At 66.1% G+C, this 25,583-nt stretch carries 23 protein-coding genes and 1 pseudogene; 20 read left to right on the top strand and 4 right to left on the bottom strand.

The annotated features are described in order from the left end of the window. The first annotated feature begins 15 nt into the window (after positions 1-15). The 4 genes from QX124_RS02625 (at position 16) to QX124_RS02610 (ending at position 4,720) form a co-directional block, all read left to right on the top strand. Positions 16-1,539, top strand: coding sequence for a bifunctional 3-(3-hydroxy-phenyl)propionate/3-hydroxycinnamic acid hydroxylase (locus tag QX124_RS02625; RefSeq protein ID WP_315796113.1), 1,524 nt, complete (start codon positions 16-18; stop codon positions 1,537-1,539). Between the two features lie 30 nt (positions 1,540-1,569). Continuing rightward, positions 1,570-2,421, top strand: a complete 852-nt coding sequence (locus tag QX124_RS02620) for a fumarylacetoacetate hydrolase family protein (protein ID WP_315796112.1) — start codon at positions 1,570-1,572, stop codon at positions 2,419-2,421. An 82-nt stretch (positions 2,422-2,503) separates the two neighbouring features. Next, complete coding sequence (locus tag QX124_RS02615) at positions 2,504-3,709, top strand: ABC transporter substrate-binding protein (protein WP_315796111.1); 1,206 nt, start codon at positions 2,504-2,506, stop codon at positions 3,707-3,709. Positions 3,710-3,727: 18 nt separating this feature from the next. Beyond that, positions 3,728-4,720: an NAD(P)H-quinone oxidoreductase gene (locus QX124_RS02610; RefSeq protein ID WP_315796110.1), complete on the top strand. Its 993-nt coding sequence runs from the start codon at positions 3,728-3,730 to the stop codon at positions 4,718-4,720. A gap of 51 nt (positions 4,721-4,771) precedes the next feature. On the opposite strand, the gene QX124_RS02605 is transcribed toward QX124_RS02610, so the two are convergent. Both QX124_RS02605 and QX124_RS02600 read right to left on the bottom strand, forming a co-directional pair. Then, the gene (locus QX124_RS02605; protein ID WP_315736610.1) at positions 4,772-5,317 is read right to left on the bottom strand and encodes a DUF3617 domain-containing protein; all 546 of its coding nucleotides are present in this window, start codon (positions 5,315-5,317) and stop codon (positions 4,772-4,774) included. A 68-nt stretch (positions 5,318-5,385) separates the two neighbouring features. Further along, entirely contained in the window at positions 5,386-5,691 is a 306-nt protein-coding gene (locus QX124_RS02600) for a hypothetical protein (protein WP_315737063.1), read from the bottom strand. A 168-nt stretch (positions 5,692-5,859) separates the two neighbouring features. Between QX124_RS02600 and QX124_RS02595 the strand changes: the two genes are divergently transcribed. From QX124_RS02595 to QX124_RS02580, 4 genes are all read left to right on the top strand, one after another. Further along, on the top strand, positions 5,860-6,324 hold the full coding sequence (locus QX124_RS02595; RefSeq protein WP_315736609.1) for a hypothetical protein: 465 nt from the start codon (positions 5,860-5,862) through the stop codon (positions 6,322-6,324). A 131-nt stretch (positions 6,325-6,455) separates the two neighbouring features. Next, positions 6,456-7,160, top strand: coding sequence for a ribonuclease T2 (locus QX124_RS02590; protein WP_315796108.1), 705 nt, complete (start codon positions 6,456-6,458; stop codon positions 7,158-7,160). Between the two features lie 124 nt (positions 7,161-7,284). Next, positions 7,285-8,145: a 23S rRNA (adenine(2030)-N(6))-methyltransferase RlmJ gene (locus QX124_RS02585; protein WP_315736607.1), complete on the top strand. Its 861-nt coding sequence runs from the start codon at positions 7,285-7,287 to the stop codon at positions 8,143-8,145. 253 nt (positions 8,146-8,398) lie between these two features. Continuing rightward, positions 8,399-8,614 (top strand): cold-shock protein, encoded by a 216-nt coding sequence (locus QX124_RS02580; RefSeq protein ID WP_006612991.1) that lies wholly within the window; start codon positions 8,399-8,401, stop codon positions 8,612-8,614. A 276-nt stretch (positions 8,615-8,890) separates the two neighbouring features. Here QX124_RS02580 and QX124_RS02575 read toward each other — a convergent pair whose 3' ends face one another. Next, the gene (locus tag QX124_RS02575) at positions 8,891-9,511 is read right to left on the bottom strand and encodes a porin family protein (protein WP_315796106.1); all 621 of its coding nucleotides are present in this window, start codon (positions 9,509-9,511) and stop codon (positions 8,891-8,893) included. A gap of 244 nt (positions 9,512-9,755) precedes the next feature. Here QX124_RS02575 and uvrC point away from each other — a divergent pair, with 244 nt between their 5' ends. The 10 genes and pseudogenes from uvrC to QX124_RS02525 all read left to right on the top strand — a co-directional run bounded on the left by uvrC (position 9,756) and on the right by QX124_RS02525 (position 20,338). Beyond that, a complete protein-coding gene (gene uvrC / locus QX124_RS02570; protein WP_315796104.1) occupies positions 9,756-11,822 on the top strand; it encodes an excinuclease ABC subunit UvrC in 2,067 nt (688 codons plus the stop codon). 291 nt (positions 11,823-12,113) lie between these two features. After that, complete coding sequence (locus QX124_RS02565) at positions 12,114-12,449, top strand: GIY-YIG nuclease family protein (protein ID WP_315796103.1); 336 nt, start codon at positions 12,114-12,116, stop codon at positions 12,447-12,449. A 255-nt stretch (positions 12,450-12,704) separates the two neighbouring features. Next, a complete protein-coding gene (gene pgsA / locus QX124_RS02560; protein ID WP_315796101.1) occupies positions 12,705-13,340 on the top strand; it encodes a CDP-diacylglycerol--glycerol-3-phosphate 3-phosphatidyltransferase in 636 nt (211 codons plus the stop codon). Between the two features lie 2 nt (positions 13,341-13,342). Further along, the gene (moaD, locus tag QX124_RS02555) at positions 13,343-13,594 is read left to right on the top strand and encodes a molybdopterin converting factor subunit 1 (protein WP_315736602.1); all 252 of its coding nucleotides are present in this window, start codon (positions 13,343-13,345) and stop codon (positions 13,592-13,594) included. A gap of 37 nt (positions 13,595-13,631) precedes the next feature. After that, positions 13,632-14,096 carry a molybdenum cofactor biosynthesis protein MoaE gene (locus tag QX124_RS02550; protein WP_315736601.1) on the top strand — a complete coding sequence of 155 codons (465 nt, stop codon included), beginning with the start codon at positions 13,632-13,634 and terminating at the stop codon, positions 14,094-14,096. Continuing rightward, positions 14,096-15,061, top strand: a complete 966-nt coding sequence (gene prmB, locus QX124_RS02545) for a 50S ribosomal protein L3 N(5)-glutamine methyltransferase (RefSeq protein WP_315736600.1) — start codon at positions 14,096-14,098, stop codon at positions 15,059-15,061. Before QX124_RS02550 ends, prmB begins: the two co-directional genes overlap by 1 nt. Before the next feature lie 306 nt (positions 15,062-15,367). Continuing rightward, positions 15,368-16,711 carry an aspartate aminotransferase family protein gene (locus tag QX124_RS02540; protein ID WP_315779014.1) on the top strand — a complete coding sequence of 448 codons (1,344 nt, stop codon included), beginning with the start codon at positions 15,368-15,370 and terminating at the stop codon, positions 16,709-16,711. Positions 16,712-16,973: 262 nt separating this feature from the next. Further along, a pseudogene (locus tag QX124_RS02535) lies at positions 16,974-17,568 on the top strand (phage holin family protein). Positions 17,569-17,914: 346 nt separating this feature from the next. Continuing rightward, on the top strand, positions 17,915-19,468 hold the full coding sequence (locus tag QX124_RS02530) for an EAL domain-containing protein (protein WP_315779018.1): 1,554 nt from the start codon (positions 17,915-17,917) through the stop codon (positions 19,466-19,468). 15 nt (positions 19,469-19,483) lie between these two features. After that, positions 19,484-20,338, top strand: a complete 855-nt coding sequence (locus tag QX124_RS02525) for a TIGR01459 family HAD-type hydrolase (RefSeq protein ID WP_315736596.1) — start codon at positions 19,484-19,486, stop codon at positions 20,336-20,338. Between the two features lie 71 nt (positions 20,339-20,409). Here QX124_RS02525 and QX124_RS02520 read toward each other — a convergent pair whose 3' ends face one another. Further along, positions 20,410-20,805, bottom strand: a complete 396-nt coding sequence (locus tag QX124_RS02520) for a response regulator (RefSeq protein ID WP_315736595.1) — start codon at positions 20,803-20,805, stop codon at positions 20,410-20,412. A gap of 267 nt (positions 20,806-21,072) precedes the next feature. Between QX124_RS02520 and QX124_RS02515 the strand changes: the two genes are divergently transcribed. Both QX124_RS02515 and ileS read left to right on the top strand, forming a co-directional pair. After that, a complete protein-coding gene (locus tag QX124_RS02515; RefSeq protein WP_315796098.1) occupies positions 21,073-22,053 on the top strand; it encodes a bifunctional riboflavin kinase/FAD synthetase in 981 nt (326 codons plus the stop codon). 328 nt (positions 22,054-22,381) lie between these two features. Then, the gene (gene ileS / locus QX124_RS02510; protein ID WP_315796097.1) at positions 22,382-25,396 is read left to right on the top strand and encodes an isoleucine--tRNA ligase; all 3,015 of its coding nucleotides are present in this window, start codon (positions 22,382-22,384) and stop codon (positions 25,394-25,396) included. Positions 25,397-25,583 lie beyond the last annotated feature (187 nt).

The raw sequence follows: 25,583 nt of genomic DNA, 5'->3' as shown, positions 1-25,583 counted from the left end.
GGAACAGATGCGGCCATGAGCAACATGGCTGCACATTCCGGAAGCTTCGACGTCGTCATCGTCGGTCGCGGGCCCGTGGGTTCGACGCTCGCCAATCTGCTCGGCCTGTGCGGCATCCGCACCCTGATCCTGGAGCGCGAAGCCAAGGCCTATCATTTGCCGCGCGCGGTGCATTTCGACGACGAATGCATGCGCGTGTTCCAGACCATCGGCCTTGCCGACGCCATCCTGCCCCACCTTACATTGAGTCCCGGCATGCGCTTCGTCGATGCCGAGGGACGGCTGCTGCTCGACTGGCCGCGCACCCGCGAGCCGACCTCGATGGGCTGGAATCTGAGCTACCGATTCCACCAGCCCGATCTCGAAAACGTGCTCAACAAGGGACTCGCGCGCTGGCCTCATGTCGAGCTGCGCACGCGCTGTGACGTCTTCGCGCTCGAGCAGGACCACAACGGTGCGCGCGTTCGCTATGAAGACCTCGGTACCGGCCGGCTCGTCGACATCTCCTGCGCCTATGTCATCGGCTGCGACGGTGCACGTTCGCTGGTGCGCCGCTTCATCGGCTCGGCGCTGGACGATCTCGGCTTTCACGAGCGCTGGCTCGTCTGCGACGTGCTGCTGAGGCAGGAGCGGCCCGATCTCGGCGACTTCAGCGTCCAGCACTGCAACCCGCAGCGTCCCGCAACCTATATTCGCGGCACCGGCAGCCGGCGCCGGTGGGAGATCACGGTTCGTCCTGACGAGGACGCGGTCGAGATCACCCAACCGGCTCGCGTGTGGGAGCTGCTCTCACCCTGGCTCCGGCCAGCAGAGGCCGAGATCGAACGCGCCGCCGTCTACACATTCCACTCCGCGGTCGCCAAGCAATGGCGTGCCGGACGGCTCTTGCTCGCAGGTGATTCCGCGCACCAGACCCCGCCTTTCCTCGGTCAGGGCATGTGTGCCGGCATTCGCGACGCGGCCAACCTCGCATGGAAGCTGGCCCATGTGATTGCCCGCAAGGCAAGGCCTGATCTCCTCGACACCTATCAGAGCGAGCGCGCGCCCCACGTGCGCGAATTCATCGAGCTCGCGATACGGCTGGGCGGACTCATCAACACCAGGGCGGTCGAGGCGGCGCTCGCGACCGGCACGGCACAGGGCGACGGCCAGCTGAAACTCGACGTGCAGAAGCCAGTGCTCGGCCCGGGCCTCGCCGGCGGCGATCGAAGCATGACGGGAAAGCTGGCGCCGCAATTCCGCACCCGCGATCTCGGCCGCAGCGACGACCGCGTCGGCTATCGCTTCGCGCTGCTGTGCCGGTCTGGACTCGGTGCCGCGGTGATCGAGCAGCATCATGCCGGCTTGGCGGCGGCTGACGTCGCCATCATTTCCGGCGAGGAGGCTAGCGGCCTCGACGGTTGGCTCGATGAGCACGGCTTCGCCGCCGTGCTGATGCGCCCGGACCGCTACATCCTGGGTGCCGTGCAGAAGAGTGAAGATCTCGCCGCGCTGTTGTCCGGCCTCGCCGTCCTCGCGCCGCGGCCGAGCGCCGCCTGATCGTTTCCGTTTTGCTGAGAGGGTTCACGTATGAAGCTGGTTTCCTTTGTCATTGACGGGCGTCCCGGATACGGCGCCGTGAAGGGAGACGGTGTGGTCGACCTCGGCCGGCGCCTGCCGTCGAAGAGCCTGCGCGCGCTGATCGAGGCGGATGCGCTCGGTCACGCCGCCGAACTGCTCGCCCGCGAACAGACCGACTATCCGCTCGATGCAATCACCTTCGCGCCCGTCATCCCTGATCCCGGCAAGATCATCTGCGTTGGCCTGAACTATCGCGACCACGTCGCCGAGACCGGGCGGACCGTCACCGCGAAACCTGCGCTGTTTGCGCGCTTTCCCACCAGCCAAGTCGGCCATCTGCAGCCGGTCATTCGCCCTGGTGTCTCCGATCATTTCGACTACGAGGGCGAGCTTGCGCTCGTGATCGGGAAAGCCGGCCGGCACATCCGGCGCCAGGACGCGCTCGCGCACATCGCCGGCTATTCCTGCTACAATGAAGGCAGCATCCGCGACTGGCAGCGCCATACATCGCAATTCCTGTCGGGCAAGACCTTCGACCGGTCTGGCGCGTTCGGCCCCTGGCTGGTCACGGCTGATGAAATTCCCGACCCGTCGAAACTGACGCTGCAGACCCGCCTCAATGGCGAGACCGTGCAGCGGACGACCACGGATCTCCTCATCACCGATGTCCCCGATCTGATCGTCTATTGCTCGACGATCATGACCTTGCTGCCGGGGGACGTGATCGTCACCGGCACGCCGGGAGGCGTCGGCTTCAAGCGCACCCCGCCTCTGTTCATGAAGCCCGGCGATACGGTCGAGGTCGACATCTCGGGCATCGGCGTGCTGCGCAATCCCGTGGCTGCCGAACCGGCAGCCTGACGTCTCCGCCTCGCGGAGAACCGCGAGGCGCACCAATCAAACACGACAAAAAACCAAATCTTCAAGTCCGGGGAGGATCATCATGTCGCGCTGTCTCAGATCCAGCATCGCTGGCCTGCTGCTGCTTGCAGGCTCATCCGCGCAGGCCGAAATCAAGGGGAGTGCCATCCGTATCGGTGTGCTCACCGACATGACGGGCATTTTCGCGACCGCGATGGGGCCCGGCTCGGTGGACGCGGCACGGATGGCTGCAGAGGAATTTGGCGGCAAGATCAACGGCAGGCCGATCGAAATCATTCAGGCCGACCATCAGAACAAGCCGGATATCGCGGTCGCGATCGCCCGGCGCTGGTTCGAGCAGGACGGTGTGCAGGCGATCGCCGACGGCGGCAGCTCCGGCGCGGCCCTTGGCGTCCAGGAGCTGGTGCGTAGCAACGGCAAGATCTTCCTCATCTCGGGAGCCGGCGCCAACCAGCTGACCGACGAAGCTTGCGCCCCGACCTCGGTGCAATGGACGCACGACGCCTATTCGACCGCGACCGCAGTCGTCTCGGGCATCATGCAGACCAGCAAGGAGCCGTGGTTCTTCATCACCGGCGACTACGCGTTCGGCCATTCGGTCGAGGCGACCGCGCGCGCCCGCATCGCCGAGCTCGGCGGCAAGGTCGCCGGCAGCGTCAAGGCGCAGCTCGGTACGCCGGACTACGGATCCTTCCTGCTGCAGGCCCAGGCCTCCGGCGCCAAGATCCTGGCGCTCAACGTCGCCGGCGACAATGCCACAGCCATCAAGCAGGCCGAGGAGTTCGGGCTTGCGGCCCAGGGCATGAAGATCGTGCCGATGTCGTTCCAGAACGTGGACATTGAAGCCATCGGCCTCAAGGCGACGCAGGGCGATCTCATCGTCACCAGCTTCTTCGAGGATGCCTCCCCCGCCGCGCGCCGCTTCTCCGACGCGTTCTACGCGCGCCGGAAGGCGATGCCGTCACAGATACAGGCCGGGGTCTATTCGGCCGTGCGGCACTATCTGCAGGCGGTGAAGGATGCCGACAGCGACGACGGCGCAACGGTGATGGCCCGGATGAAAGCCACGCCAGTCTCGGACGCCTATGCGGACCACGGCCAGATCCGCGACGACCAGCGCATGGTGCACGACCTGTATCTGGTCCAGGTCAAGACCCCCGCCGAATCGAAGGGCCCCTGGGACTTCGTCAAGCTGGTGACGAAGATCGCCCCCGATCAGGCGTTTCGCCCGCTCGACCGCAGCAAGTGCAGCCTGGTCGGTAAGTGAGCACATGAGCGACCAAGCATGATTCCGGACGATCAGCGCGCCGTCATCATCACCGCCGCGGGCGGCCCGGAGGTCCTGTCGGAGCGACAGGACTGGCCGGTCCCGCGCCTTGGACCAGACGATGTGCTGATCGAGGTCGCAGCCGCCGGCATCAACCGTCATGACTGCAACCAGCGCGCTGCCGGGCCGTCGCGGGAGCCCAATCCCGTGCCGGGGTTGGAAGCCTCGGGGCGCATCGTGGCCTGCGGCACCAACGTTCCCCGGGAACGGCTGGGTAAAGCGGTGATCGCACTGACCGACGGCGGCTCATACGCGCAATACGTCGCCACCGATCAGCATCTTGCCCTGGACTTGCCGAGCGGCCTCGACTGGATCCAAGGCGCCGCCCTGCCCGAGGCGCTGTTCACGACCTGGTTCAATTTCTTCGAGCTGATGCGCATGATGCCCGGCGAGACGGCCCTGATTCATGGCGGCAGCAGCGGCGTCGGCACGATCGCGATCCAGCTCCTGCGCGCGCTGGGTCATCCCGTCATCGCCACCGCCGGCACCGCAGAGAAGCGCGCCGCGGCGCTCAGGCTCGGCTGCAGCGCCGTGTTCGACTACGCCGATCCTGATCTCGCCGAGCAGATCCGCGTGGCGACGGGGATGCGTGGTGTCGACTGCATCCTCGACACCTCCGCCGGCGCTCACATCGCGCAGGACCTTGTGGCGCTCGCAACGGGCGGACGGATCGCCCTGCTCTCAGCCGGACATGGGAACGAGTTGGCGGTGCCGCTGCGCGGCCTGATGGCGCGCCGGGCCAGCATCACCGGCGCGTTCCTGCGTTCGACGGCACTGGACCTCAAACGACGCATCGCGGCCAACCTGCGGCAATGCGTCGGGCCCCTTCTCGGGACGGCCATTCGGCCGCACATCGACAGCATCTATCGCTTGTCCGAGGCGGCCGATGCGCACACCCGCATGGAGACGAGCCGACATATCGGGAAGATCGTGCTTTGCGTCCGCGAATGAGCGACGATCCATGTCTCTGCGCTCGTGCCGCCAAACGCAACGGCCGCCCGCCTACTGCTTGGCACCCGGAATGAGGTTCTTCAGCTTGTTCATGTCCTTGATGTTCATCTTCATGCCACCGGGCATGACGATGTCGCCGGGCTTCTGGTCGGGCTTGCAGGCGCCGAGCCACTTCGCCTCGATGGTCATCGCGGTTTCCTTGGCGGCGCCGGCGGCACCGCCCTGGATGCGCGAGGTGGTCTTCACCGTGTAGGCCGAGTTGAAGTCACCGGTGATGTCGGCATGCGAGGTCGTGTTCATGCCGCCGAAGCTGCAGACGGCATCACTGACATAGCCGGTTGCGGTCTTCTGGATGTCCTGCTTGGAGCAGACCTGCTGCGCCATCGGCGAGGCCATGTTGTTCATGTCCCTGTCGGTGGTCTCGTCGGTGCAGTGCTGCATGGTCATTTCCGGCAGCTGGCCGCCGGACCTGACCATCTTCAATTCCCACAGGCCCGCCTTGCGCACCGGCAGGTCCACGGCACGGGCCTCGTGACTCGCGGTCACGCTGAGGAGACAGCAGGCCAGAAGGCCGATGGCAGTGCGTGTGCAGGTCATGTGTTCCGTTCCGGCTCGTTGCGCGATGTCGGAGCGAATGCCGCCAAAAGATGGCAATTAGGAGAACGTTAGTACAGCGTCCGCAGCGGCCGTTGCGCCGAGCCATAGGGCACCCAGCGGCAGGCGAACGAGACGTAGCCGCCATAGCGCGCATCGACGGCGCGGAACTTCGCGACCTTGCCGTAGGAGGCGCAATGATCGACCGCGAGCTGGCGCGCATCCGTGCGCTGGGCCAGCTGATAGGCGATGATGCCGCCGGTGTCGTTGCCCTTGAAGGGCGGCACCACGTCGGCCAGAGCCGGCGCGGCGGCCAGCAGCATCCCGACGGCCGCGAGGCCTGCAGTCTTCACGAGTCCGGCCTTCAGCGTCCGCATTGCATTCTCCTTGAGCTGGCGTGCCATCCTAAAGGTCCTGTGCGGTCAAGAAAAGAACACCAGCCTCGCGTTAACAGGACTAATCGTGGAGTGTTGCCGCGTTGCACTTGACCTCCTGTGGCCGCCGCGGCACGGTCCACGCTCCCGGATCAGCCTTGCGGACGGCCCATGCGCGACTTCAGCTCACCTTTCAAGATGTTCGGCGCTCCCTGTGGCGCGCTGCTTGCCGCCATCGTCGCCACCGCCCCGGCTCAGGCCGCCAATCCGCTCGAGATGAACTTCTGGCTGTCCGGCCCGAAGTACGAAGGCCGGGTTGCCCCCTGCGAGGCGGCCATTCCGACCATCGTGTCGCGATTCCAGGACAAGGAGAGCACCTTCTGGAATTCCTCGCTGACGATCACCGGCGTCGCCAACGTCCATGAGATCGCCTTCCGCCCCTGGCAGTCCGACAATATTCCGCGCCGCTTCTGCACCGGCAGCGTGATGATCAGCGACGGCAAGGCGCGCACCGTCAACTTCTCGATCATCGAGGATGGCGGCTTCGCCGGCTATGACCAGGGCGTCGAGTTCTGCGTCGTCGGCCTCGATCGCAACTGGGCCTTCAATCCGGCCTGCCGCGCCGCCAAGCCCTGATTCGACTTTGTCGGACCATCGGCCGCTCGCGCGGGCGGCCGGCTGACGAATGGCTGCCTCGGGGCAGCCATTTTGTTCTTGAAATGTTCCAACGCGCTGCTAGGCTCCTGGCATTGTCCGGGGAGTTCGCCATGTTCGATTGCCTGCGCCGACCTGCGGTCCTGTTGTCCATAACGATCGCCTGCTTTGCCCTCTTGGTGGGTGTGCTCGCGGCTGGCTCCGCCGAGGCGCAGGACCGTCGCCAGAACGCGCCGGGCGCGTTCGACTTCTACGTTCTCTCGCTATCCTGGTCGCCCTCGTACTGTGCCGAAGCCGACGAGCGAGGCGGCCGCGGCAGCCGGTCCCAGCAGTGCGGCGGCCGGCCCTACTCGTTCGTCGTGCACGGGCTGTGGCCGCAATACGAGAACGGCTACCCCGAATATTGCGAGCAGCCGGCGCCGCGCCTGCCGCGCAACATCATGACCTCGATGCTCGACCTGATGCCGGCGCCGGGCCTGATCTACAACGAGTGGGACAAGCACGGCACCTGCGCCGGCCTGTCCGCGAAGGCCTACTTCGAAATCATCCGCAAGGCCCGCGCCGCCATCAAGATCCCGCCGGAATTCCTCGATCTTACGGAGGCCAAGACGGTGGCGCCGGGGGCGGTCGAGGAGGCCTTCATCAAGGCCAACCCCAAGCTCACGACATCGGGCATTGCCGTCACCTGCAATCGCACCAGGCTGAGCGAGGTCCGGATCTGTCTGTCGAAGGATCTGGAGTTTCGCAACTGCGACGAGATCGACCGCCAGGCCTGCCGGCGCGACGAGGTCAACATGCCGCCGGTGCGCAGCGGCTAGCGGGGCGACCGCAGTGGGTCGGCCTGCGGCGCCTCTCGCCGCGGCGCTGATCCGATGCTCTCTGGATCCATCCGGCGCATCGACGGGGTACCCTTTTGACGCGGAACGGCGTAACTCGTGCCGCATGAACTACCGACACGCCTTTCACGCCGGCGGCTTTGCCGACGTCATCAAGCACATCGTGCTGACGCGCATCCTGGTCTACCTCCAGGAGAAGCCCGCTGCGTTCCGGGTGATCGACACCCATGCCGGCGCAGGCCTGTACGATCTCACCGGCGACGAGGCCATCCGCAGTGGCGAGTTCCTCACCGGCATCGCTCGCGTGCTGCAGGCGCGCTTCTCCGAGCAGGCCTATGCACTCTTGTCGCCCTATCTCGACATCATCAGATCGTTCAATCCGAAGGCCGAGCTCGTCGCCTATCCCGGCTCGCCGCTGATCGCGCGCGCGCTGCTGCGGCCGCAGGACCGCATGACCCTGTGCGAGCTCGCGCCGATCCCCCGCAAGCAGCTGATCGATCAGTTGCGCCGCGACACCCAGGCCCGCGTCGTCGATCTCGACGGCTGGGTCGCCCTGCCCGCCTTCGTGCCGCCGAACGAGCGCCGGGGCGTGGTGCTGATTGATCCGGCGTTCGAGGCGAAGGATGAGTTCGAGCGGCTCGCGGACCGCTTTGCTGCGGCCTTCGCAAAGTGGACCACCGGTATCTACGTGCTCTGGTATCCCGCCAAGAACCGGCGTGCGACGGAAGAGCTGACCGATCGCGTCGCGGCGCTCGCGGCCGCGGCCAAGCCGCCGGGCAAGGTGCTGCGGATCGAGTTCAGTGTTGCGCCGCAGATCGAAGGCGAGGCGCTGACCTCGACCGGGCTGCTGATCGTCAACCCGCCCTGGACATTGCATGACGAGTTGAAGCTCATCCTGCAGGAACTGCAGAAGCCGCTCGGCCAGGGCGGCGCGGCGCGCTTCCGGATCGAATTCCCCAAAGCTTGAAACGGCGACTGGTCGAAAAGCCGTAGTCAATCGGCGCGGAACCGTATTATTGTGTCTGATTGTAAGACTGGCTTTACGTTCCGCTTCCGCGAATGGTTGCGGCGGGGTGATCAAGGCCTAACAAGATCCAGACGATCCGGCGTGGCGAGCGCTGGGCGTTAAGGTGGCCAACGCTTTCCGATCAAAGTGATGTCCGGTCGGACGCTGCGCAGAGCGCGCAGTGGAGGAAGCATTGCGGGGGAGGAGTTTCCCGATGGCCATGACTGGGACGGTCAAGTTCTTCAATGGTGAGCGCGGCTACGGCTTCATCAAGCCGGACGACGGTGGACGCGACGTGTTCGTGCACATCACGGCGGTGGAGCGCGCGGGCCTGAAGGATCTGACCGAGGGACAACGGATCAGCTTCGAGGTCGAGCCGGACAAGAAGGGCAAGGGCCCGAAGGCGGTGAACCTGGTCCTGTCGTCTTAGGGCGAGCCCACCAGGCGACGGTTCACGCACCAGCGTGAGACTGCAGCCGCGGGCGCCTCGACGGCACCTCATTCGTTCGTTTGGAAGCTGCCGGCAGCGCCGCCGGCTCGCGTGCACAGCATTGCCGGCTCGTACGTGCAGGCCGCGCGCGATGCTGCATACCTCCAGATTGCACGGAGCACTACGACAAAAGGGACTCCGACAAAAAAATCCCGGCCGCGCGAGCGGCCGGGAGGTTGTCGTTGGACGTTTCTTCTTCCTATTCCCTCGTTGCCATCAGAAGTGGAAGTTGATGCCTGCGCGCACAATTCCAAACCGATAGTCGTTCTTCGCCCCCGTGATCACGAAATTGCTGCTGTCGAGATCGACGTAGAGATACTCGATCTTGGCGGTCCAGTTCTGCGCCAGGCCGAACTCGGTGCCGGCACCGAGCGTCCAGCCCACCGTGGTGTGCGATTCCGAAAGACCGAAGGTCTCGGCGCGCAGGCCGCCAAAGGCGAGGCCGCCGGTGCCGTAGAACAGGATGTTGTTGAAGGCGTAGCCGGCGCGGCCGCGCAATGTGCCGAACCACGGGTTCGAGAACTTCCACGGCGCGAAGGTGTCGTTGGCGCCGGTCAGGTTGATGTCGCCCTCGGCGCCGAACACCCACGGGCCGTTCTGCCAATTGTATCCCGCGGTCAGGCCGCCGGTGAGACCGGACGGCTTGGTCGGGTTGTTGCCGACGGTGCCCCATTCGTAGCCCAGCGTGCCGCCGAGATAGGGGCCGGCCCAGCTATAGGCGTTGAGGGGCTGGTTCACGGTATAGGGCGCGCCGCGCCCATAGCCGAGATCGGCCGCCTGCGCCGAGACCGATCCGAGAGCCGCCGCGGCGGCAGCACCGACCAAGAACCTGTTCATCGCTCACTCCACGCAACTCGCCGTCACCACCCGGAGCGTGCGCCGCGCGACTGTGCTGCGCGGGCCGACGTGGTTACGGAACTCTCGCTTCTTTCGTGAGCTTTTATCGAGAGTTTTAGGTTAAGCCGTTGTTAAGCCGGGTTACCCGGCCATTAACGTGCTTAACGAAGCGTTACCGCCCTGCCCTGTGCATGGCGCCATCGCAAGCTGGCGAGGCGGCGCGGCAGCGCTTAATTTGTTGGACATGACCACCCACAGCTCCGACCCATCCAAGGCGCCGACGCCCCCGAGCCGGCGTGGCGCCTCTGCCGACCTGCCCCCCGAGGCCATCGACACGCCCGATCTCGATCCCGCCGCCTCGGCTGCGGACGAGGACGATGACGGCCGGCTGCCGGAGCTGGCTGAGGAGAGCCTGGAGGCGGTCGGCGAGGGCCCGCTGGCGATCGGCCATGCCGCGATCGAGAACGCGGTGCGGCTGGCGCCGACCTCGCCCGGCGTCTACCGCATGCTCAACGCAGCCCATGACGTGCTCTATGTCGGCAAGGCCAAGAACGTCAAAAAGCGGCTGTCGTCCTACGCCCGCGCCAACGCGCCGCTGCCGGCGCGCATCCTGCGCATGATCGCTGCCACCGTGACTGTCGAGATCGTCTCCACCACCACGGAGACCGAGGCGCTGCTGCTCGAAGCCAACCTGATCAAGCAGCTCAAGCCGCGCTTCAACGTGCAGCTGCGCGACGACAAGTCGTTCCCCTACATTCTGATCACCGGCGACCATTGGGCGCCGCAGATCCTCAAGCACCGCGGCGCGCAGTCCAGGCCGGGGCGCTATTTCGGTCCGTTCGCCTCGGCCGGTGCCGTCAACCGCACCATCACGGCGCTGCAGCGCGCCTTCCTGATCCGCTCCTGCACCGATTCGTTCTTCGAGAGCCGCACCCGCCCCTGCCTGTTGCATCAGATCCGCCGCTGCGCGGGTCCCTGCACCCAGGAGATCGACTTCCCCGGCTACACCGAGCTCGTGCGCGAGGCGACCGACTTCCTGTCCGGACGCAGTCAGGCCGTGAAGGCGCTGCTGGCGACCGAAATGGAGAAGGCGTCTGGCGAACTCGAATTCGAGACTGCCGCTGTCTATCGCGACCGTCTCGCGGCGCTGTCGGCGATCTCCTCGCAGCAGGGCATCAACCCGCGCACCGTCGAGGAAGCCGACGTGTTCGCCATCCACCAGGAAGGCGGCTATTCCTGCGTCGAGGTGTTCTTCTTCCGCACCGGCCAGAACTGGGGCAACCGCGCCTACTTCCCGCGCGCGGAGAAGAGCTATCTGCCGGAGGAGGTGCTGTCGGCGTTCATCACGCAGTTCTACGACGACAAGCCGCCGCCGAAGCTGATCCTGCTGTCGCATGAGATCGAGGAGGCCGAGCTGCTCGCCGAGGCACTGTGCGTCAAGGCTGGCCACAAGGTCGAGGTGTCCTGCCCGAAGCGCGGCGAGAAGAAGGACCTCGTCACCCACGCGCTGACCAATGCGCGCGAGGCGCTGGGCCGCAAGCTCGCCGACACCGCAACGCAAAGCCGGCTGCTGGAGGCGATGACCACGACGCTCGGCCTGCCGCAGGTCCCGAAGCGCATCGAGGTCTACGACAACAGCCACATCCAGGGCACCAACGCGGTCGGCGCGATGATCGTCGCCGGCCCCGACGGCTTCATGAAGAACCAGTACCGCAAGTTCAACATCAAGTCGGAAGGTCTCACGCCCGGCGACGACTACGCCATGATGAAGGAGGTGCTGCAGCGCCGCTTCAAGCGGCTGGTCGCGCCGTCCGAGAAGGACGTCGCGCGCGCGGCGAAGGAAGACGACGTGCCGCAATGGCCCGACCTCGTCATCATCGACGGCGGCCGCGGCCAGCTCAATGCCGTCCGCGAGATCTTCACCGAGCTTGGCGTCACCAACGTCGCGCTGATGTCGGTCGCCAAGGGCCCTGATCGCGACGCCGGCCGCGAGACGCTGTTCATCCCGGAGCGGGAGGCGATCAAGCTCGAGCCGCGCGACCCCGTGCTGTATTTCATCCAGCGGCTGCGCGACGAGGCACATCGCTTCGTCATCGGCTCACATCGCAAGCTGCGCAAGAAGGACATCCGCGAGGCCGGCCTGCAGGAGATCCCCGGCATCGGCCCGTCGCGCAAGCGCGCGCTGCTGCACCATTTCGGCACGCTGAAGGAGATCGAGCGCGCCTCGATCGCCGACCTCGGCAAGGTGCCCGGCGTGAGCGCCGAGAGCGCGCGGAAGATTTTTGAATATTTTCACAGCAACGCGGGTTGAGGCTGCGACCTCCCGATCCGGCGCAAGCCCGGCTCTCTCCGCCCGTTCATTTCGGGGGAGCCCCCCGCGAGCCCGGAATCCATACTCACATGGGGACGGGACCCGTTGTGGCGCTCTTCCCCGCATCATCCAGACAATCGTGGTTATGGATTCCGGGCTCGCGCTACGCGCGCCCCGGAATGACGGAGCGGCCGGGCCCGCCGCCTCCCGACGGCGCTGCCAGCACGCAGAAAGCATTTTACCCGGATAGAAATATCCGATATACGCCCGGGTGATAATCAGGAGCCCGTCATGACCCCCGACCAGCGCAAGGTGGCCGTCGCCGCCTACAAGGAACGCAAGAGCCCTACCGGCATCTTTGCCGTCACCTGCGCCGCCACCGGCGAGCGCTGGATCGGCTGCGCGCCGGATCTCGACAAGATCCAGAACCGGCTGTGGTTCACCCTGCGCCAGGGCGGCCACCGCCGCGGCGGGCTGCAGGCGGCGTGGACCGCCCACGGCCCTGACGCGTTCAGTCTTGAGGTGATCGAGACGTTCGATGAGGAGACGCTGGCCTATGTCCGCGACCGCGTGTTCGCGGAACGCCAGGCGCATTGGTGCGCGGTGCATGGCGCGGAGGCCATCTGAGGCTTCCGCTCAAGCATTCGCCCGGCTGTCACCGCACTGCAATAAGGTCGCGGCCACGCGTCGCGGCCGCCGATCTGCGCACTGGCGCGACCGCGTCCGGTTGCTTAATGAAGCGTTGCGGCTCGCGTTGCCTCGCGCGCGAGAGTTCCTATCTCCGCAAGGCTTTGTTGCGATTTGCGTCATATCTGCGTCATCCTGTCCGGGCGGCTCGGCTCGAAGGTTGACGTTCGCACGGCATCAGTATTGGTACACGGGATGAATATTGCGACCACACGCGTGCCCAGCAAGACGTCGACGTCCCTGCCGAACATCCTGACCTATGCGCGCATCGCCGCGATACCGGTCGTGGTCGGCTGCATCTACGCGCAGTCGGTCTGGATGTATCCTTTGTGGCTCCGCTGGGTCGCCGTCGCGGTGTTTATTGCGGCTGGGATCACCGACTATCTCGACGGTCATTTCGCGCGGATCTGGAACCAGCAATCGGCATTCGGCCGTATGCTCGACCCGATCGCCGACAAGCTTCTGGTCGCCTCCTGCCTGCTGATGCTGGCCGCCGACAGCACCATCCAGAACTGGTCGCTGTGGGCGGCCATTGTGATCCTGTGCCGCGAGATCCTGGTGTCGGGCCTGCGCGAATATCTCGCCGCGCTGCGCGTCTCCGTGCCGGTGACCAAGGTCGCCAAATGGAAGACCACGATGCAATTGGTGGCAATCGGCTTCCTGCTCGCGGGCGAGGCGGGCGATGCCGCGGTCGCCCAGATCTCGACGGCCGTTGGCCCGATCGTGAGCGGGATCGGAATTTGGCTGCTCGGCTTGTCGGCGGTCTTCACCATCTACACCGGCTACGACTATTTCCGCGCCGGCATCCACCACCTCATCGAGGCAGACTAGCGATGAAGGTGAAGTATTTCGCCTGGGTGCGCGAGCGCATCGGCAAGGCCGAGGAGACCATCGAGCCGCCGGCGGATGTCCGCACGGTCAGCGAGCTGATCGCCTGGCTCAGCGCGCAGGGCGAGGACTACGCCTATGCGTTCGAAAAGCCCAAGGTGATCCGCACCGCCATCGACCAGACCCATGTGCAGCCGGATGCGGCCATCGCCGGCGCCCGCGAGATCGCGTTCTTCCCGCCGATGACCGGCGGCTGAGGCCGAGCGCCGGACCGGCAGACCAGGACACGGCATCATGACCGCGATCGTCACCGTCCGCGTGCAGCACGAGGATTTCGACACCGCCGCCGAGATCGCGGCGCTCAGCCATGGCCGCACCGACATCGGCGCCGTCGTCACCTTCTCCGGCCTGTGCCGCGGCAACGACCATGACACGCCGATCAGCGCGCTCACGCTCGAGCACTATCCCGGGATGGCGGAAGCGGAGATCATGCGCCATGCCGAACAGGCGATGACGCGCTGGCCGCTGCAGGGGCTGACCGTGATTCACCGCTTCGGCCGGATCCGGCCGGGCGAGAACATCGTGCTGGTGGTGACCGCGTCGAGCCACCGCCAGGCGGCGTTCGAGGCCGCGGAGTTCCTGATGGATTATCTCAAGACCAACGCGCCATTCTGGAAACGCGAGGAAACCGAGGACGGCGGCAGCTGGGTCGAGGCCAGGAGCCACGATGACGCCGCCGCAGCGCGCTGGACAAGGTGATGGCGAAGACGGTCAAGACGGCAGCGCCGCGCAAGGCGGCGGCACTGAGGCTGCCGAAGGTCAATGCGGGCGAGCTGGTGAGCCTGCTCGACTACCTGCGCTACGCCGTGAGCTGCTTCCAGAACGCCGATCTGGTGTTCGCGCACGGCACCACCGATCCGGTGTCCGAGGCCGCCTTCCTGATCGGCGAGGCGCTGCATCTGCGCCCCGATCAGTTCGAGACCTTCGTCACGGCCCGGGTCACCGCCGCCGAAGGCAAGACGATCCTCGACCTGATCTCGGCCCGAATCACCACGCGCAAGCCGGCGGCGTATCTGGTCAACAAGGTCTATATGCGCGGCCTGCCGTTCTATGTCGACGAGCGCGTCATCGTGCCGCGCTCGTTCATCGGCGAGCTGCTGGAGACGCATTTCGGTGGCGCCGAGGGCGACGGCACCTCGCTGATCGACGATCCCCTGGCGGTCGACAGCGTGCTCGACCTCTGCACCGGCTCCGGCTGCCTCGCCATCCTCGCGAGCCGCCACTTCCCGAATGCAGTCATCGACGCGGTCGACATCTCCAAGGATGCGCTCGCCGTCGCGGCGAAGAACGTCGCCGCCTACGATCTCTCCGGGCGCGTCTCGCTGCACCGCGGCGACCTGTTCGCCCCCCTCAGCCAGCGCCGCTACGATCTGATCATCACCAACCCGCCCTATGTTGATGCCGAGGGCATGGCCGGCTTGCCGCGGGAATGCCGCGCCGAGCCGGCGCTGGCCTTCGATGGCGGCGCTGATGGCCTCGACATCATCCATCGCATCCTCGGCCAGGCGCGCGACCACCTGACCGCCGAAGGCGGGCTGTTGTGCGAGGTCGGCCGCGACCGTCCGCAGATCGAGGCGGCGTATCCCGACCTGCCGCTGCTCTGGCTCGACACTGAGGACTCCGAGGGCGAGGTGTTCTGGATCACCGCGCGCGATCTCGTCTGAGACGCGGCTGCCTGAGGCACACCCGCGCGGTTGGCGCGAAATGACGCGGCGACTTCCAATATGCGGCACAATCTGCTGCTGCTGTGCAGAATCCGCTCACCAGGGCAGCAGGAACGCCGGACCTTTGACATTTCCGTCTGCGCGCGAAGCTGATAACTTGCAGCCGGCCCGGATCAGCGGCTGACAACGTCGGCGCACCCATTCAGGCCCATCAAGCACGATCCGTTTCGGCAAGCTTTTCTGGCACCGGTTCGCCACCTTTCCGGATCATGCTGCCGCCGTCGCACAACCGTCCGAGAGGTCCCCATGCTGGACAAGAGCCCCCGCCCCGCCGTCACCGTTCCGAATGATCTTGCCGCGCATTGGATGCCGTTCACCGCGAACCGCGCCTTCAAGAAGAACCCGCGCCTGCTCGCCGGTGCCAAGGACATGCACTACATCACCGTCGATGGTCGCAAGATCATCGACGCTGCCGCCGGCATGTGGTGCTGCAATGCCGGCCACGGCCGCAGCCAGATCGCCGAGGCGATCGGCAAGCAGGCCGCGGCGCTCGACTACGCGCCGCCGTTCCAGTTCGGCATTCCCCAGGCCTTCGAGCTGGCGAACCGCATCGCCGACCTCGCGCCCGCCGGCCTCGATCACGTGTTCTTCTGCAACTCCGGCTCGGAGGCGGCCGACACCGCGCTGAAGATGGCGCTGGCCTACCACCAGATCAACGGCCAGGGCAGCCGCACCCGCCTGATCGGCCGCGTCCGCGGCTATCACGGCGTCGGCTTCGGCGGCACCTCGGTCGGCGGCATCGTCAACAACCGCAAGCTGTTCGGCACCTTGCTGACCGGCGTCGACCACATCCCCGCCACCTATGACCGCGAGAAGCAGGCCTTCACCAAGGGCGAGCCGGAATACGGCGCGCACTTCGCCGATGAGCTGGAAAACCTCGTCAACCTGCACGGCGCCAACACCATCGCCGCCGTGATCGTCGAGCCGATGGCCGGCTCGACCGGCGTGATCCCGGCGCCGAAGGGCTATCTCAAGCGGCTGCGCGAGATCACCCAGAAGCACGGCATCCTCTTGATCTTCGACGAGGTCATCACCGGCTTCGGCCGCCTCGGCTACGCCTTCGCCGCCGAGCGCTATGGCGTGACGCCTGACCTTCTCACCTTCGCCAAGGGCGTCACCAATGGCGCGGCACCGATGGGCGGCGTGCTGGTGCGCGACACCATCCACGACGCCTTCATGAGCGGCCCGGAGCACATGGTAGAGTTCACCCACGGCTACACCTACTCGGCGCATCCGATCGCCTGCGCGGCCGGCCTCGCCACGCTCGACATCTATCGCGACGACAAGCTGTTCGAGCACGCCCGCGCGATCGAGCCGAAATTCGCCGACGCGGTGATGTCGCTGAAGGGCCTGCCCAACGTGCTCGACATCCGCACCGTGGGTCTCACCGCGGGCATCGATCTCGCCTCGCTGCCGGACGCGGCCGGCAAGCGCGGCTACTCGGCGATGGAGACCGCCTTCCACGACAACGACCTGATGCTGCGCATCGCCGGCGACACGCTGGCGCTGACCCCGCCGCTGGTCGTCAGCGAGGATCAGGTCGGCGAGATCATCGAGAAGGTCGGCAAGGTCATCAAGGCCGTGGCATAAGCCGCGCGCGGACACATCGTCAGCCAACAAGAATGGCGGCCCCGGTGGCCGCCATTTCCTTATCTGGACTGCTTCCCAGCAGCGGTCATTCCAGGGCAATCGTCAACGCGGCCGCGCGTTGGCGATCGAACCCGGAATCTCGCTTGCCCTGCAAGGATTGCCGCAGAACGGCATGCCTGATTGCCGGGAACCTTCGCAAATCCTCCACGTTCATGTCGCGAGCCGGCGGTTTGCGCGGCGAACGGATTGTCGGAGGTCGCGCATGCTTGCACCGCCAGGAGAGCTGTTGCGCTTGGGACTCGAGCAGAGGCTCAACCGCGTCAAGCGCGCGACCCAGTCCTACATACGTGATCGCGCGCGACAGGCCACCGGCACCGTGACGTCCTACGCCGTCGCGGCCGGGATGCTCGCCACTGCGGGCGTCTTCCTGATCGCCGCCTGCATTGTCGGGCTGACGGCGCTGTTCCGCTGGGTGGAAATGACCTACGGCCTGTTCACCGCGTTCGCGGTGGTCGGCGGCATCTTGGTCGCGCTGTCGGTGATCTGCGCGATCATCGCCGCGGTGAAGCTCCGCAGCCCGTCGCCGCACCGCCGCGGTGAAGCTCCGCAGCCCGTCGCCGCATTATCCTTCACTCTCCAGCCGGCTGCGCGTGGCGATCGCCGCGCCGGTGGCCCAGGAACCCGATGCGGACGAGATCGATCCCGACACCATCCCCTTGGCGCCGTCATCGACGTCGCCGAATCACGCGAGCGGAGTTGCGGGCGCACTCGGACGGGTCAACGTGCCCGTCGGTGTCGCCGTTGCGGCACTGCTGCTCGGCGTGGCCGCCCTGCGCAGGCGTCACCGCAGCAAGTGAGCCTGCCCGGACAGCGACAGGCGCGGTTCGACGGACATCGAAGCACAACCGGCTCAGTTGAGCTGATCCGCGTCGGGATCGCTGCCGCTCCTGGAGCGCCTACATGCGCCGATTAGGCGAAGGGCGTCGCGAGCATGTCTGAAGATGTCTGGAATCCGCACGGCGCGTACTCCGGCGTTCTACGGACCCGCGACACTACGATGACACTCCGCTTGCCGAGCTGAACTTGCGTAAATGACACGCAGACGAGAAATCATCGGCGTCTCCCGGTATTTGAATCCCGCCCACTATCCTTGCGAATCAACAGAAGTGCTAAGGTTGCGTTCGGTTGGGAGCGCCGCGCAGCATGATCCGTATCTCCACGATTTTCATTGCCGTTTGTATGGTTCTGGTCGCGGCCTCGCTCGGCCTGATCCTGTATTCGGTGGCCGGTATCAGTGGCTCGGAATCGGCGATCGTCGCGCTCACCGCACTGACCTTCCTGATTCTCTACAACGCCGTGTCGATGCGACTGCGCGACCGCACCGATGTCGGCAGCCAGATCGCCGATCTGTCACGCGGCACCGCCGACCTCGCGCGCCAGGTCGCCGAGTTCGGCCGGCGGCTGTCGGCGGTCGAGGGACGCATCGTGTCGTCGAGTTCGGTCAGCGCTGATCGCCTGCAGGGTGTGATCGGCGAGATCAATGAGCTCGGCGGACTGATGAAGCAGCTCGCCGTCACCGTGGCCCAGCACGAGGACCTGATCGCGGCCATCCCGCCGGCAACACCACCGGGAGCTGGGGCCAGCACGGTTCGCGACGCCGATCGTCCGCTCCCGGCGACCGCTTCCTCCAGCGGCGCGCTCGAGATGAACGCGCTGCCGTCGAGCGGCTTCGAGCAGAAGGTGGCCGAGACCTCCAAACCGCAGGCCCCGGCGGTCGCTGCCGTGCCAGCAGCCTCCAAGATCACGACGCCAGCTCCGTCGGCGCCGGTTGCCCCCGCCGTGCCGCGCAGCCAGCCGCAGATCCTCGCTGCCGTCAAAGGCGCGATCGAGGACAACCGTCTCGACATCTATCTGCAGCCACTGGTAACGCTGCCGCAGCGCAAGGTGCGCTTCTACGAGGCCGTAACCAGGCTACGCGACGAGCGCGATCAGGTGGTCGCGGCCGAGGACTTCATCGGCATCGCGGAGGCCGCCGGCCTGGTCGGGCGCATCGACCACATGGTCCTGCTTCGCTGCGTCCAGGTGCTTCGCCGCCTGATGGTTCGCAACAAGGACGTCGGCATCTTCTGCAACATCTCCTCGGCCACCCTGAGCAGCCCTGCAAACTTTTCACAATGCCTCGATTTCCTCGAAGCCAATCGCGCTCTGGCGCCGTCCTTCGTGCTCGAATTCAAGCAGTCGACCTTTCGCAGCCTGGGCCCGACCGAGACCGAGCACCTCGCGGCCCTGGCGCAGCGCGGCTACCGCTTCTCGATCGACCACGTCACCGACCTCCGGTTCGAGCCGCGCGAGCTCGCTGATCGCGGTGTCCGCTTCATCAAGGTTCCGGCCGTGCTGCTGCTCGACCCCAAGCAGAGCTCGGCCTCGGACATTCATCCAACCGATCTCTCCGATCTGCTGGGCCGCTTCGGCATCGACCTGATCGCCGAGCGGATCGAAGGCGAGAACAGCGTCGTCGATCTGCTCGACTACGACGTCCGCTTCGGCCAGGGCTTCCTGTTCGCGCCGCCCCGCCCATTGCGACCGGAGGGCGCATCTGCTACCGGCGATGCCGCCGCCGGCCCATCGGGCGGGCAGGACATCAAGATTCAGGACCCCAATGCCGCCGGCACCACCTCTCTCGACGTGTCACACACCAACGCTCCGACGCGCAGCGGCAATGCCGCTCTCGCCCGCCGTGTCGCCGGCACCATCTGAGATCAGCCGCCTGCCATGACCGTTCTCCGCTTCGAAGAGCGGCTGCGCGATCTCGTCGGCCGCAAGCAGGTTTTGCTGAGCGACATCTGGGGCGTGGTCCATAACGGGCTGGAGTCCTTCCCCGACGCCTGCGACGCGCTGCACCACTTTCGCCGCCAGGGCGGTACGGTGATCCTGATCACCAACGCACCGCGTCCGGCCGATTCGGTCCAGCGCCAGTTGCGCAAGCTCGGCGTCGCCGACGAGGTCTACAGCGCCATCGTCTCCTCCGGCGATTTGACCCGCCACTACGTGGCCGATCATCCCGGCGGCAAGGTGTTCTGGCTCGGCCCCGAGCGCGACAACTCCATCCATCGCGGTCTCGACCTGGCGCTGTCGCCGCTGGAGGAAGCCTCCTACATCATCTGCACCGGCCTCTACGACGACGAGACCGAGACCGCCGAGGACTACCGGCCGATGCTGCTGCGCGCCCGCGAGCGCAGGCTGCCGCTGATCTGCGCCAATCCGGACATCGTGGTCGAGCGCGGCGACCGGCTGATCTATTGCGCCGGCGCCATCGCCGAGCTCTACCGCGAGCTCGGCGGCGAGGTGATCTTCTACGGCAAGCCGCATCGGCCGATCTACGAGCGCGCCATGATGCTGGCCGAGCAGCACGCCGGCCGGCCGGTGGCGCGCGAGGAGGTGCTCGCGATCGGCGATTCCGTGCGCACCGATCTCGCCGGCGCGCACGGCTTCGGCATCGACTGCCTGTTCGTGACCCGCGGCATCCATTCCGAGGAGTTCGCCGGCGTCGAGCAGCTCGACCCGGCCTCGGTCAAGGAGCTGTTCGGCCACCCGCCCCGCGCGCTGATGCGCGAATTGAAGTGGTGAACGGATCCTGAAACGAAAAACGCCCGGCCGAGTGCCGGGCGTCTGTCCTGTGGGAGTGGATCAGGCGGGCTTCAGGCCGTCGCCATGTCCGGGAACACCGCCTCGATCTTGGTCTTCAGCGTCGCGGCATTGAACGGCTTGACGATATAGTTGTTCACGCCGGCCTTCTTGGCCGCGATCACGTTCTCGGTCTTGGATTCCGCCGTGATCATGATGAACGGCGTGGTCGCCAGGTTCGGATCGGCACGGACCTCGCGGAGCAGGTCGTAGCCGGTCATCGGCTCCATGTTCCAGTCCGAGATCACGAGGCCGTATTTCTTGGCGCGCATCTTGTTCAGCGCCATCGAGCCGTCGCTGGCATCGTCGATGTCCTCGAACCCGATCTGCTTGAGAAGATTCCTGATGATACGGATCATGGTGCTGTAATCGTCGACGACGAGCACCGGCATCGTCAAATCAACCGCCATCTTGACTCCCCCAGACGCGAACACAACGCGCAGACTGTTACAAAAACGCTGTTGCGGCACGGGTCGTAACCGACCCCGCCATCCGCTCCGAGCAGTAGCATCAGCCGTTAAACAGCGCGTTAACTGCGCTGCGTCTGCATGTCGCTATTGCTGCGCTGCATGAGCGGAGGAACCCCTTCGGCTTGACTTCGCGGGGCCGGCCGCCCACGGTCGAGGGCAACGCCGCCAGACGGCGGCCCACCGAAATCCGCGAGATATTTCCGTCACATGCCCGATTTCAAGATCATCCGCGATTCCACCCCGCCGTCGGACATCCTCAGGGGCGCGGTGGTGGCGATGGGCAATTTCGACGGCGTCCATCTCGGTCACCGGGCCGTGATCGAGGCGGCGATCGACATGGGCAAGGCCAAGGGGCGGCCGGCGCTGGCGCTGACCTTCGAGCCGCATCCGCGGCGCTTCTTCAGCCCCAATACCCCGCAGTTCCGCCTGACCGACGAGACCGCCAAGCTGCGGCTCCTGGCCGGAACCGGCCTTGCCGGCGCCGTGGTCATGGCCTTCGACAAGGGCCGCGCCCAGACCTCGGCGCAGGATTTCATTCACCATGACCTGATCGGGCGGCTGGGGATCGCCGGAATCGCGGTCGGCTACGACTTTCATTTCGGCAAGGGCCGCGTCGGCTCGCCCAGCCTGCTCGCCAACGAGGCCCCCAAGCTCGGCATCGAGGTCGACATCCAGGCCCATGTGGACATCGACGAGCGGCCAGTGTCCTCGACCGCGATCCGCGAGGCGCTGGCGGAGGGCCAGGTCAGCGAGGCGACCGCGATGCTCGGCGGCCCCTGGTTCGTGAGCTCCGAGGTGATCCACGGCGAGAAGCGCGGCCGCGACCTCGGCTACCCCACCGCCAACATGCGGCTCGACCGTGATTGCGGGCTTCGCCACGGCATCTACGCCGTCCGGGTCGGCCGCGGCCGCGGCGCGAGCCGGGTGCTGATCGACGGCGTCGCCAATTTCGGCCGCCGGCCGACCTTCGACAATGGCGCACCGCTGCTCGAGACCTTCCTGTTCGACTTCCATGGCAGCCTCTATGGCGAGGTCCTGGACGTCGCCTTCATCGGCTTCATCCGCGAGGAGGCCAAATTCGGCTCCATCGAGGCCCTGATCCGGCAGATGGACGACGACAGCGCCAAGGCCCGCGCCCTGCTGGCGGCCCATCCTGGTCTCTTCCCGCGGCTTGGCGAGATCGGCTGATCCTCCTGCTCCATCGGTGACGTCATTCCGGGGCAGCCCGCCAGGGCTGAACCCGGAATCTCGAGATTCCGGGTTCGATGCTGGCGCATCGCCCCGGAATGACGCTGAACAACGGTCCCGCAGCGTTGCTGCCGCAGGATCGCTTTGCGATTTCGCAGGCCCCCTGCTATGAGGGAGCCCCATGTTGATACGGCGCATCATCGGCATTAGCGGCCCGGCTTCCGCCTGAGCTTTGAGCTCGGCGCAAGACCGGGATGTCTCTGCTCGTTCCGCCGCCCGCGATCGAAATCGCGTCTCAGCGCCTCATCTCTCAGCCAGCCAGATCACGATGTCCGAAAAGCCGCAAAAGCCCGACGCCCAAAAATCCGACGCCAAGGACTATTCCAAGACCCTGTATCTGCCGCAGACGGACTTCCCGATGCGCGCCGGCCTGCCGCAGCGCGAGCCGGAGATCCTGAAATACTGGAACGAGATCGACCTCTACGGCAAGCTGCGCGAGACCGCCAAGAACAGGCCGAAATTCGTCCTGCATGACGGCCCGCCCTACGCCAACGGCAACATCCATATCGGGCATTCGCTCAACAAGATCCTCAAGGACGTCGTGACCAAGAGCCAGCAGATGCTCGGCCACGATTCCAACTACGTGCCGGGCTGGGACTGCCACGGCCTGCCGATCGAGTGGAAGATCGAGGAGGAGAACTACCGCAAGAAGGGCAAGACCAAGCCCGACTTCCGCGACTCCGCCGCGATGGTCGCGTTCCGCAGGGAGTGCCGCGCCTATGCCGATCATTGGCTCAACGTGCAGCGCGAGGAGTTCAAGCGTCTCGGCGTCATCGGCGACTGGGACCATCCCTATGCCACCATGACCTATCCGGCCGAGGCCCAGATCGCCCGCGAGCTGATGAAGTTCGCCGCCAACGGCACGCTGTATCGCGGCTCCAAGCCGGTGATGTGGAGCGTGGTCGAGAAGACCGCGCTCGCCGAGGCCGAGGTGGAGTATGAGGACTATCAGTCCGACACGGTGTGGGTGAAGTTTCCGGTGACCTCGCCGGCGCATGGCGCGCTCGCCAGCGCCTCGGTGGTGATCTGGACCACCACGCCCTGGACCCTGCCCGGCAACCGCGCCATCTCGTTCTCGCCGAAGATCGCCTACGGTCTCTACAAGGTCACGGATGCGCCCGCCGACAATTGGGCCAAGACCGGCGATCTCCTGATCCTCGCCGATGCGCTTGCCGATGGCGTGTTCAAGCAGGCGCGCGTCACGTCGTATGAAAAGGTGCGCGACATCCCCGGCGATACGCTCGATGCCGTCGAATGCGCGCATCCGCTGAAGGGCCTTGCCGGCGGCTACGGCTTCACCGTGCCGCTCCTGCCCGGCGACCACGTCACCGACGACACCGGCACCGGCTTCGTGCACACCGCGCCCGGCCACGGTCGCGAGGACTTCGACGTCTGGACGGCCAATGCCCGCGAGCTCGACGGCCGCGGCATCGCCACCACCATCCCCTACACCGTCGACGAGAACGGCGCGCTGACCGACCATGCCCCCGGCTTCACCGGCAAGCGCGTCATCAACGACAAGGGCGAGAAGGGCGACGCCAACGAGGCGGTCATGAAGGCGCTGACGGACGCGGGCATGCTGCTCGCGCGCGGCCGGCTCAAGCATCAGTATCCGCATTCCTGGCGCTCCAAGAAGCCGGTGATCTTCCGCAACACGCCGCAATGGTTCATCGCGATGGACAAGGACATTGCCGATGACGGCAAGGCCAAGTCCGGCGACACGTTGCGCGCCCGAGCCCTGCGCGCGATCAGCGTCACGCAATGGGTGCCGGCCGCCGGCCAGAACCGCATCAACGGCATGATCGCCAACCGTCCGGACTGGGTGATCTCGCGCCAGCGCGCCTGGGGCGTGCCGATCGCGGTGTTCGTGCGCGAGAAAGGCGACGGCTCGGCCGAGATCCTGCAGGACGAGACAGTCAACACCCGCATCGCGGACGCCTTTGAGAAAGAAGGTGCCGACGCCTGGTACGCCGACGGCGCGCGCGAGCGCTTCCTGGGCTCGCGCGCCAATGAGGACTGGAAGAAGGTCGACGACATCTGCGACGTCTGGTTCGATTCCGGCTCGACCCATGCCTTCGTGCTGGAGGACCCCATGCACTTCCCGGGCCTCGCCGGCATCAAACGCAAGGTCGATGGCGGCCAGGACACAGTGATGTATCTGGAAGGCTCGGACCAGCATCGCGGCTGGTTCCACTCGTCGCTGCTGGAGAGCTGCGGCACCCGCGGTCGGGCTCCTTACGACGTCGTGCTGACGCACGGCTTCACGCTCGACGAGAACGGCCGCAAGATGTCGAAGTCGCTCGGCAACACCGTCGAGCCGCAGAAGGTGATGAAGGATTCCGGCGCCGACATCCTGCGGCTCTGGGTCTGCGCCACCGACTACGCCGACGACCAGCGCATCGGCCCGGAGATCCTGAAGAACACCATCGAGACCTACCGCAAGCTGCGCAACACCATGCGCTGGATGCTCGGCACCCTGCATCACTACGAGCGCAGCGACGCGGTCGCGTTCGCCGACATGCCGGAGCTGGAGCGGCTGATGCTGCATCAGCTGTCGCAGCAGGCGGAGACGATCAGCCGCGCCTATGCCGCGTTCGACTACAAGACCGTGGTCGCGTCGCTGGCCGCTTTCATGAACACCGAGCTGTCGGCGTTCTATTTCGACGTCCGCAAGGACACGCTGTATTGCGATCCGCCATCCTCGGTGGCGCGCAAGGCGGCGCTGACCGCGATCGACCTGATCTGCGATTCCATCCTGAAATGGCTGGCGCCGGTGCTGTCGTTCACCACCGACGAGGCGTGGCGAATGTATCGGCCCGACGCCGAGCCGTCGGTGCATCTGACGCTGTTCCCGGATGCGATGGACGGTTATCGCGACGACGCGCTCGCCGCGAAATGGGAGACCATCCGCAACGTCCGGCGCGTCGTCACCGGCGCGCTGGAGCTCGCGCGCGCCGCCAAGACCATCGGATCGTCGCTCGAGGCCTCGCCGATCATCTATGTGGCCGATCGCTCGCTGCTCGGCACCTTGTTCGATACCGACCTCGCCGAGGTCTGCATCACCTCGAACTACGAGGTCCGCGAAGGCGACGCACCGGCCGATGCGTTCCGGCTCGATGCCGTGCCAGGGGTAGCGGTCGTCGTCGAGAAGGCCGTGGGCAAGAAGTGCGCCCGCTCCTGGAAGATCCTGGAGAGCGTCGGCGACGACAAGGAGTACCCCGACGTCTCCCCGCGCGACGCGCAGGCGCTGCGCGAGTGGAAGGCGCTCGGGGTCGGCGTGTGAGGCTCGCTGGTACGACACCCACAACTGTCGTCCCCGCGAACGCCGGGACCCATAGCCACCGGCGCCCTTTGTAGACAAAGACAGATGACCCAGAGCCTTTTTCAACAATTGGCCATCCGCGGTATGGGTCCCGGCTTTCGCCGGGACGACAGCGGTGTTTGCCGCGAGTGGCCCGGCATGATCGCCA

The organism is Bradyrhizobium sp. SZCCHNRI3043, from assembly GCF_032377735.1.
Taxonomy (GTDB): domain Bacteria; phylum Pseudomonadota; class Alphaproteobacteria; order Rhizobiales; family Xanthobacteraceae; genus Bradyrhizobium.
This window is presented reverse-complemented; position numbering and strand designations above follow the sequence as displayed.

Bases quoted from the DNA above. Each gene is read 5' to 3' on its own strand.
- QX124_RS02625 (WP_315796113.1), top strand. From the start codon at position 16: ATGAGCAACATGGCTGCACATTCCGGAAGCTTCGACGTCGTCATCGTC.
- QX124_RS02620 (WP_315796112.1), top strand. From the start codon at position 1,570: ATGAAGCTGGTTTCCTTTGTCATTGACGGGCGTCCCGGATACGGCGCC.
- QX124_RS02615 (WP_315796111.1), top strand. From the start codon at position 2,504: ATGTCGCGCTGTCTCAGATCCAGCATCGCTGGCCTGCTGCTGCTTGCA.
- QX124_RS02610 (WP_315796110.1), top strand. From the start codon at position 3,728: ATGATTCCGGACGATCAGCGCGCCGTCATCATCACCGCCGCGGGCGGC.
- QX124_RS02605 (WP_315736610.1), bottom strand. From the start codon at position 5,317: ATGACCTGCACACGCACTGCCATCGGCCTTCTGGCCTGCTGTCTCCTC.
- QX124_RS02600 (WP_315737063.1), bottom strand. From the start codon at position 5,691: ATGCGGACGCTGAAGGCCGGACTCGTGAAGACTGCAGGCCTCGCGGCC.
- QX124_RS02595 (WP_315736609.1), top strand. From the start codon at position 5,860: ATGCGCGACTTCAGCTCACCTTTCAAGATGTTCGGCGCTCCCTGTGGC.
- QX124_RS02590 (WP_315796108.1), top strand. From the start codon at position 6,456: ATGTTCGATTGCCTGCGCCGACCTGCGGTCCTGTTGTCCATAACGATC.
- QX124_RS02585 (WP_315736607.1), top strand. From the start codon at position 7,285: ATGAACTACCGACACGCCTTTCACGCCGGCGGCTTTGCCGACGTCATC.
- QX124_RS02580 (WP_006612991.1), top strand. From the start codon at position 8,399: ATGGCCATGACTGGGACGGTCAAGTTCTTCAATGGTGAGCGCGGCTAC.
- QX124_RS02575 (WP_315796106.1), bottom strand. From the start codon at position 9,511: ATGAACAGGTTCTTGGTCGGTGCTGCCGCCGCGGCGGCTCTCGGATCG.
- uvrC (WP_315796104.1), top strand. From the start codon at position 9,756: ATGACCACCCACAGCTCCGACCCATCCAAGGCGCCGACGCCCCCGAGC.
- QX124_RS02565 (WP_315796103.1), top strand. From the start codon at position 12,114: ATGACCCCCGACCAGCGCAAGGTGGCCGTCGCCGCCTACAAGGAACGC.
- pgsA (WP_315796101.1), top strand. From the start codon at position 12,705: ATGAATATTGCGACCACACGCGTGCCCAGCAAGACGTCGACGTCCCTG.
- moaD (WP_315736602.1), top strand. From the start codon at position 13,343: ATGAAGGTGAAGTATTTCGCCTGGGTGCGCGAGCGCATCGGCAAGGCC.
- QX124_RS02550 (WP_315736601.1), top strand. From the start codon at position 13,632: ATGACCGCGATCGTCACCGTCCGCGTGCAGCACGAGGATTTCGACACC.
- prmB (WP_315736600.1), top strand. From the start codon at position 14,096: ATGGCGAAGACGGTCAAGACGGCAGCGCCGCGCAAGGCGGCGGCACTG.
- QX124_RS02540 (WP_315779014.1), top strand. From the start codon at position 15,368: ATGCTGGACAAGAGCCCCCGCCCCGCCGTCACCGTTCCGAATGATCTT.
- QX124_RS02530 (WP_315779018.1), top strand. From the start codon at position 17,915: ATGATCCGTATCTCCACGATTTTCATTGCCGTTTGTATGGTTCTGGTC.
- QX124_RS02525 (WP_315736596.1), top strand. From the start codon at position 19,484: ATGACCGTTCTCCGCTTCGAAGAGCGGCTGCGCGATCTCGTCGGCCGC.
- QX124_RS02520 (WP_315736595.1), bottom strand. From the start codon at position 20,805: ATGGCGGTTGATTTGACGATGCCGGTGCTCGTCGTCGACGATTACAGC.
- QX124_RS02515 (WP_315796098.1), top strand. From the start codon at position 21,073: ATGCCCGATTTCAAGATCATCCGCGATTCCACCCCGCCGTCGGACATC.
- ileS (WP_315796097.1), top strand. From the start codon at position 22,382: ATGTCCGAAAAGCCGCAAAAGCCCGACGCCCAAAAATCCGACGCCAAG.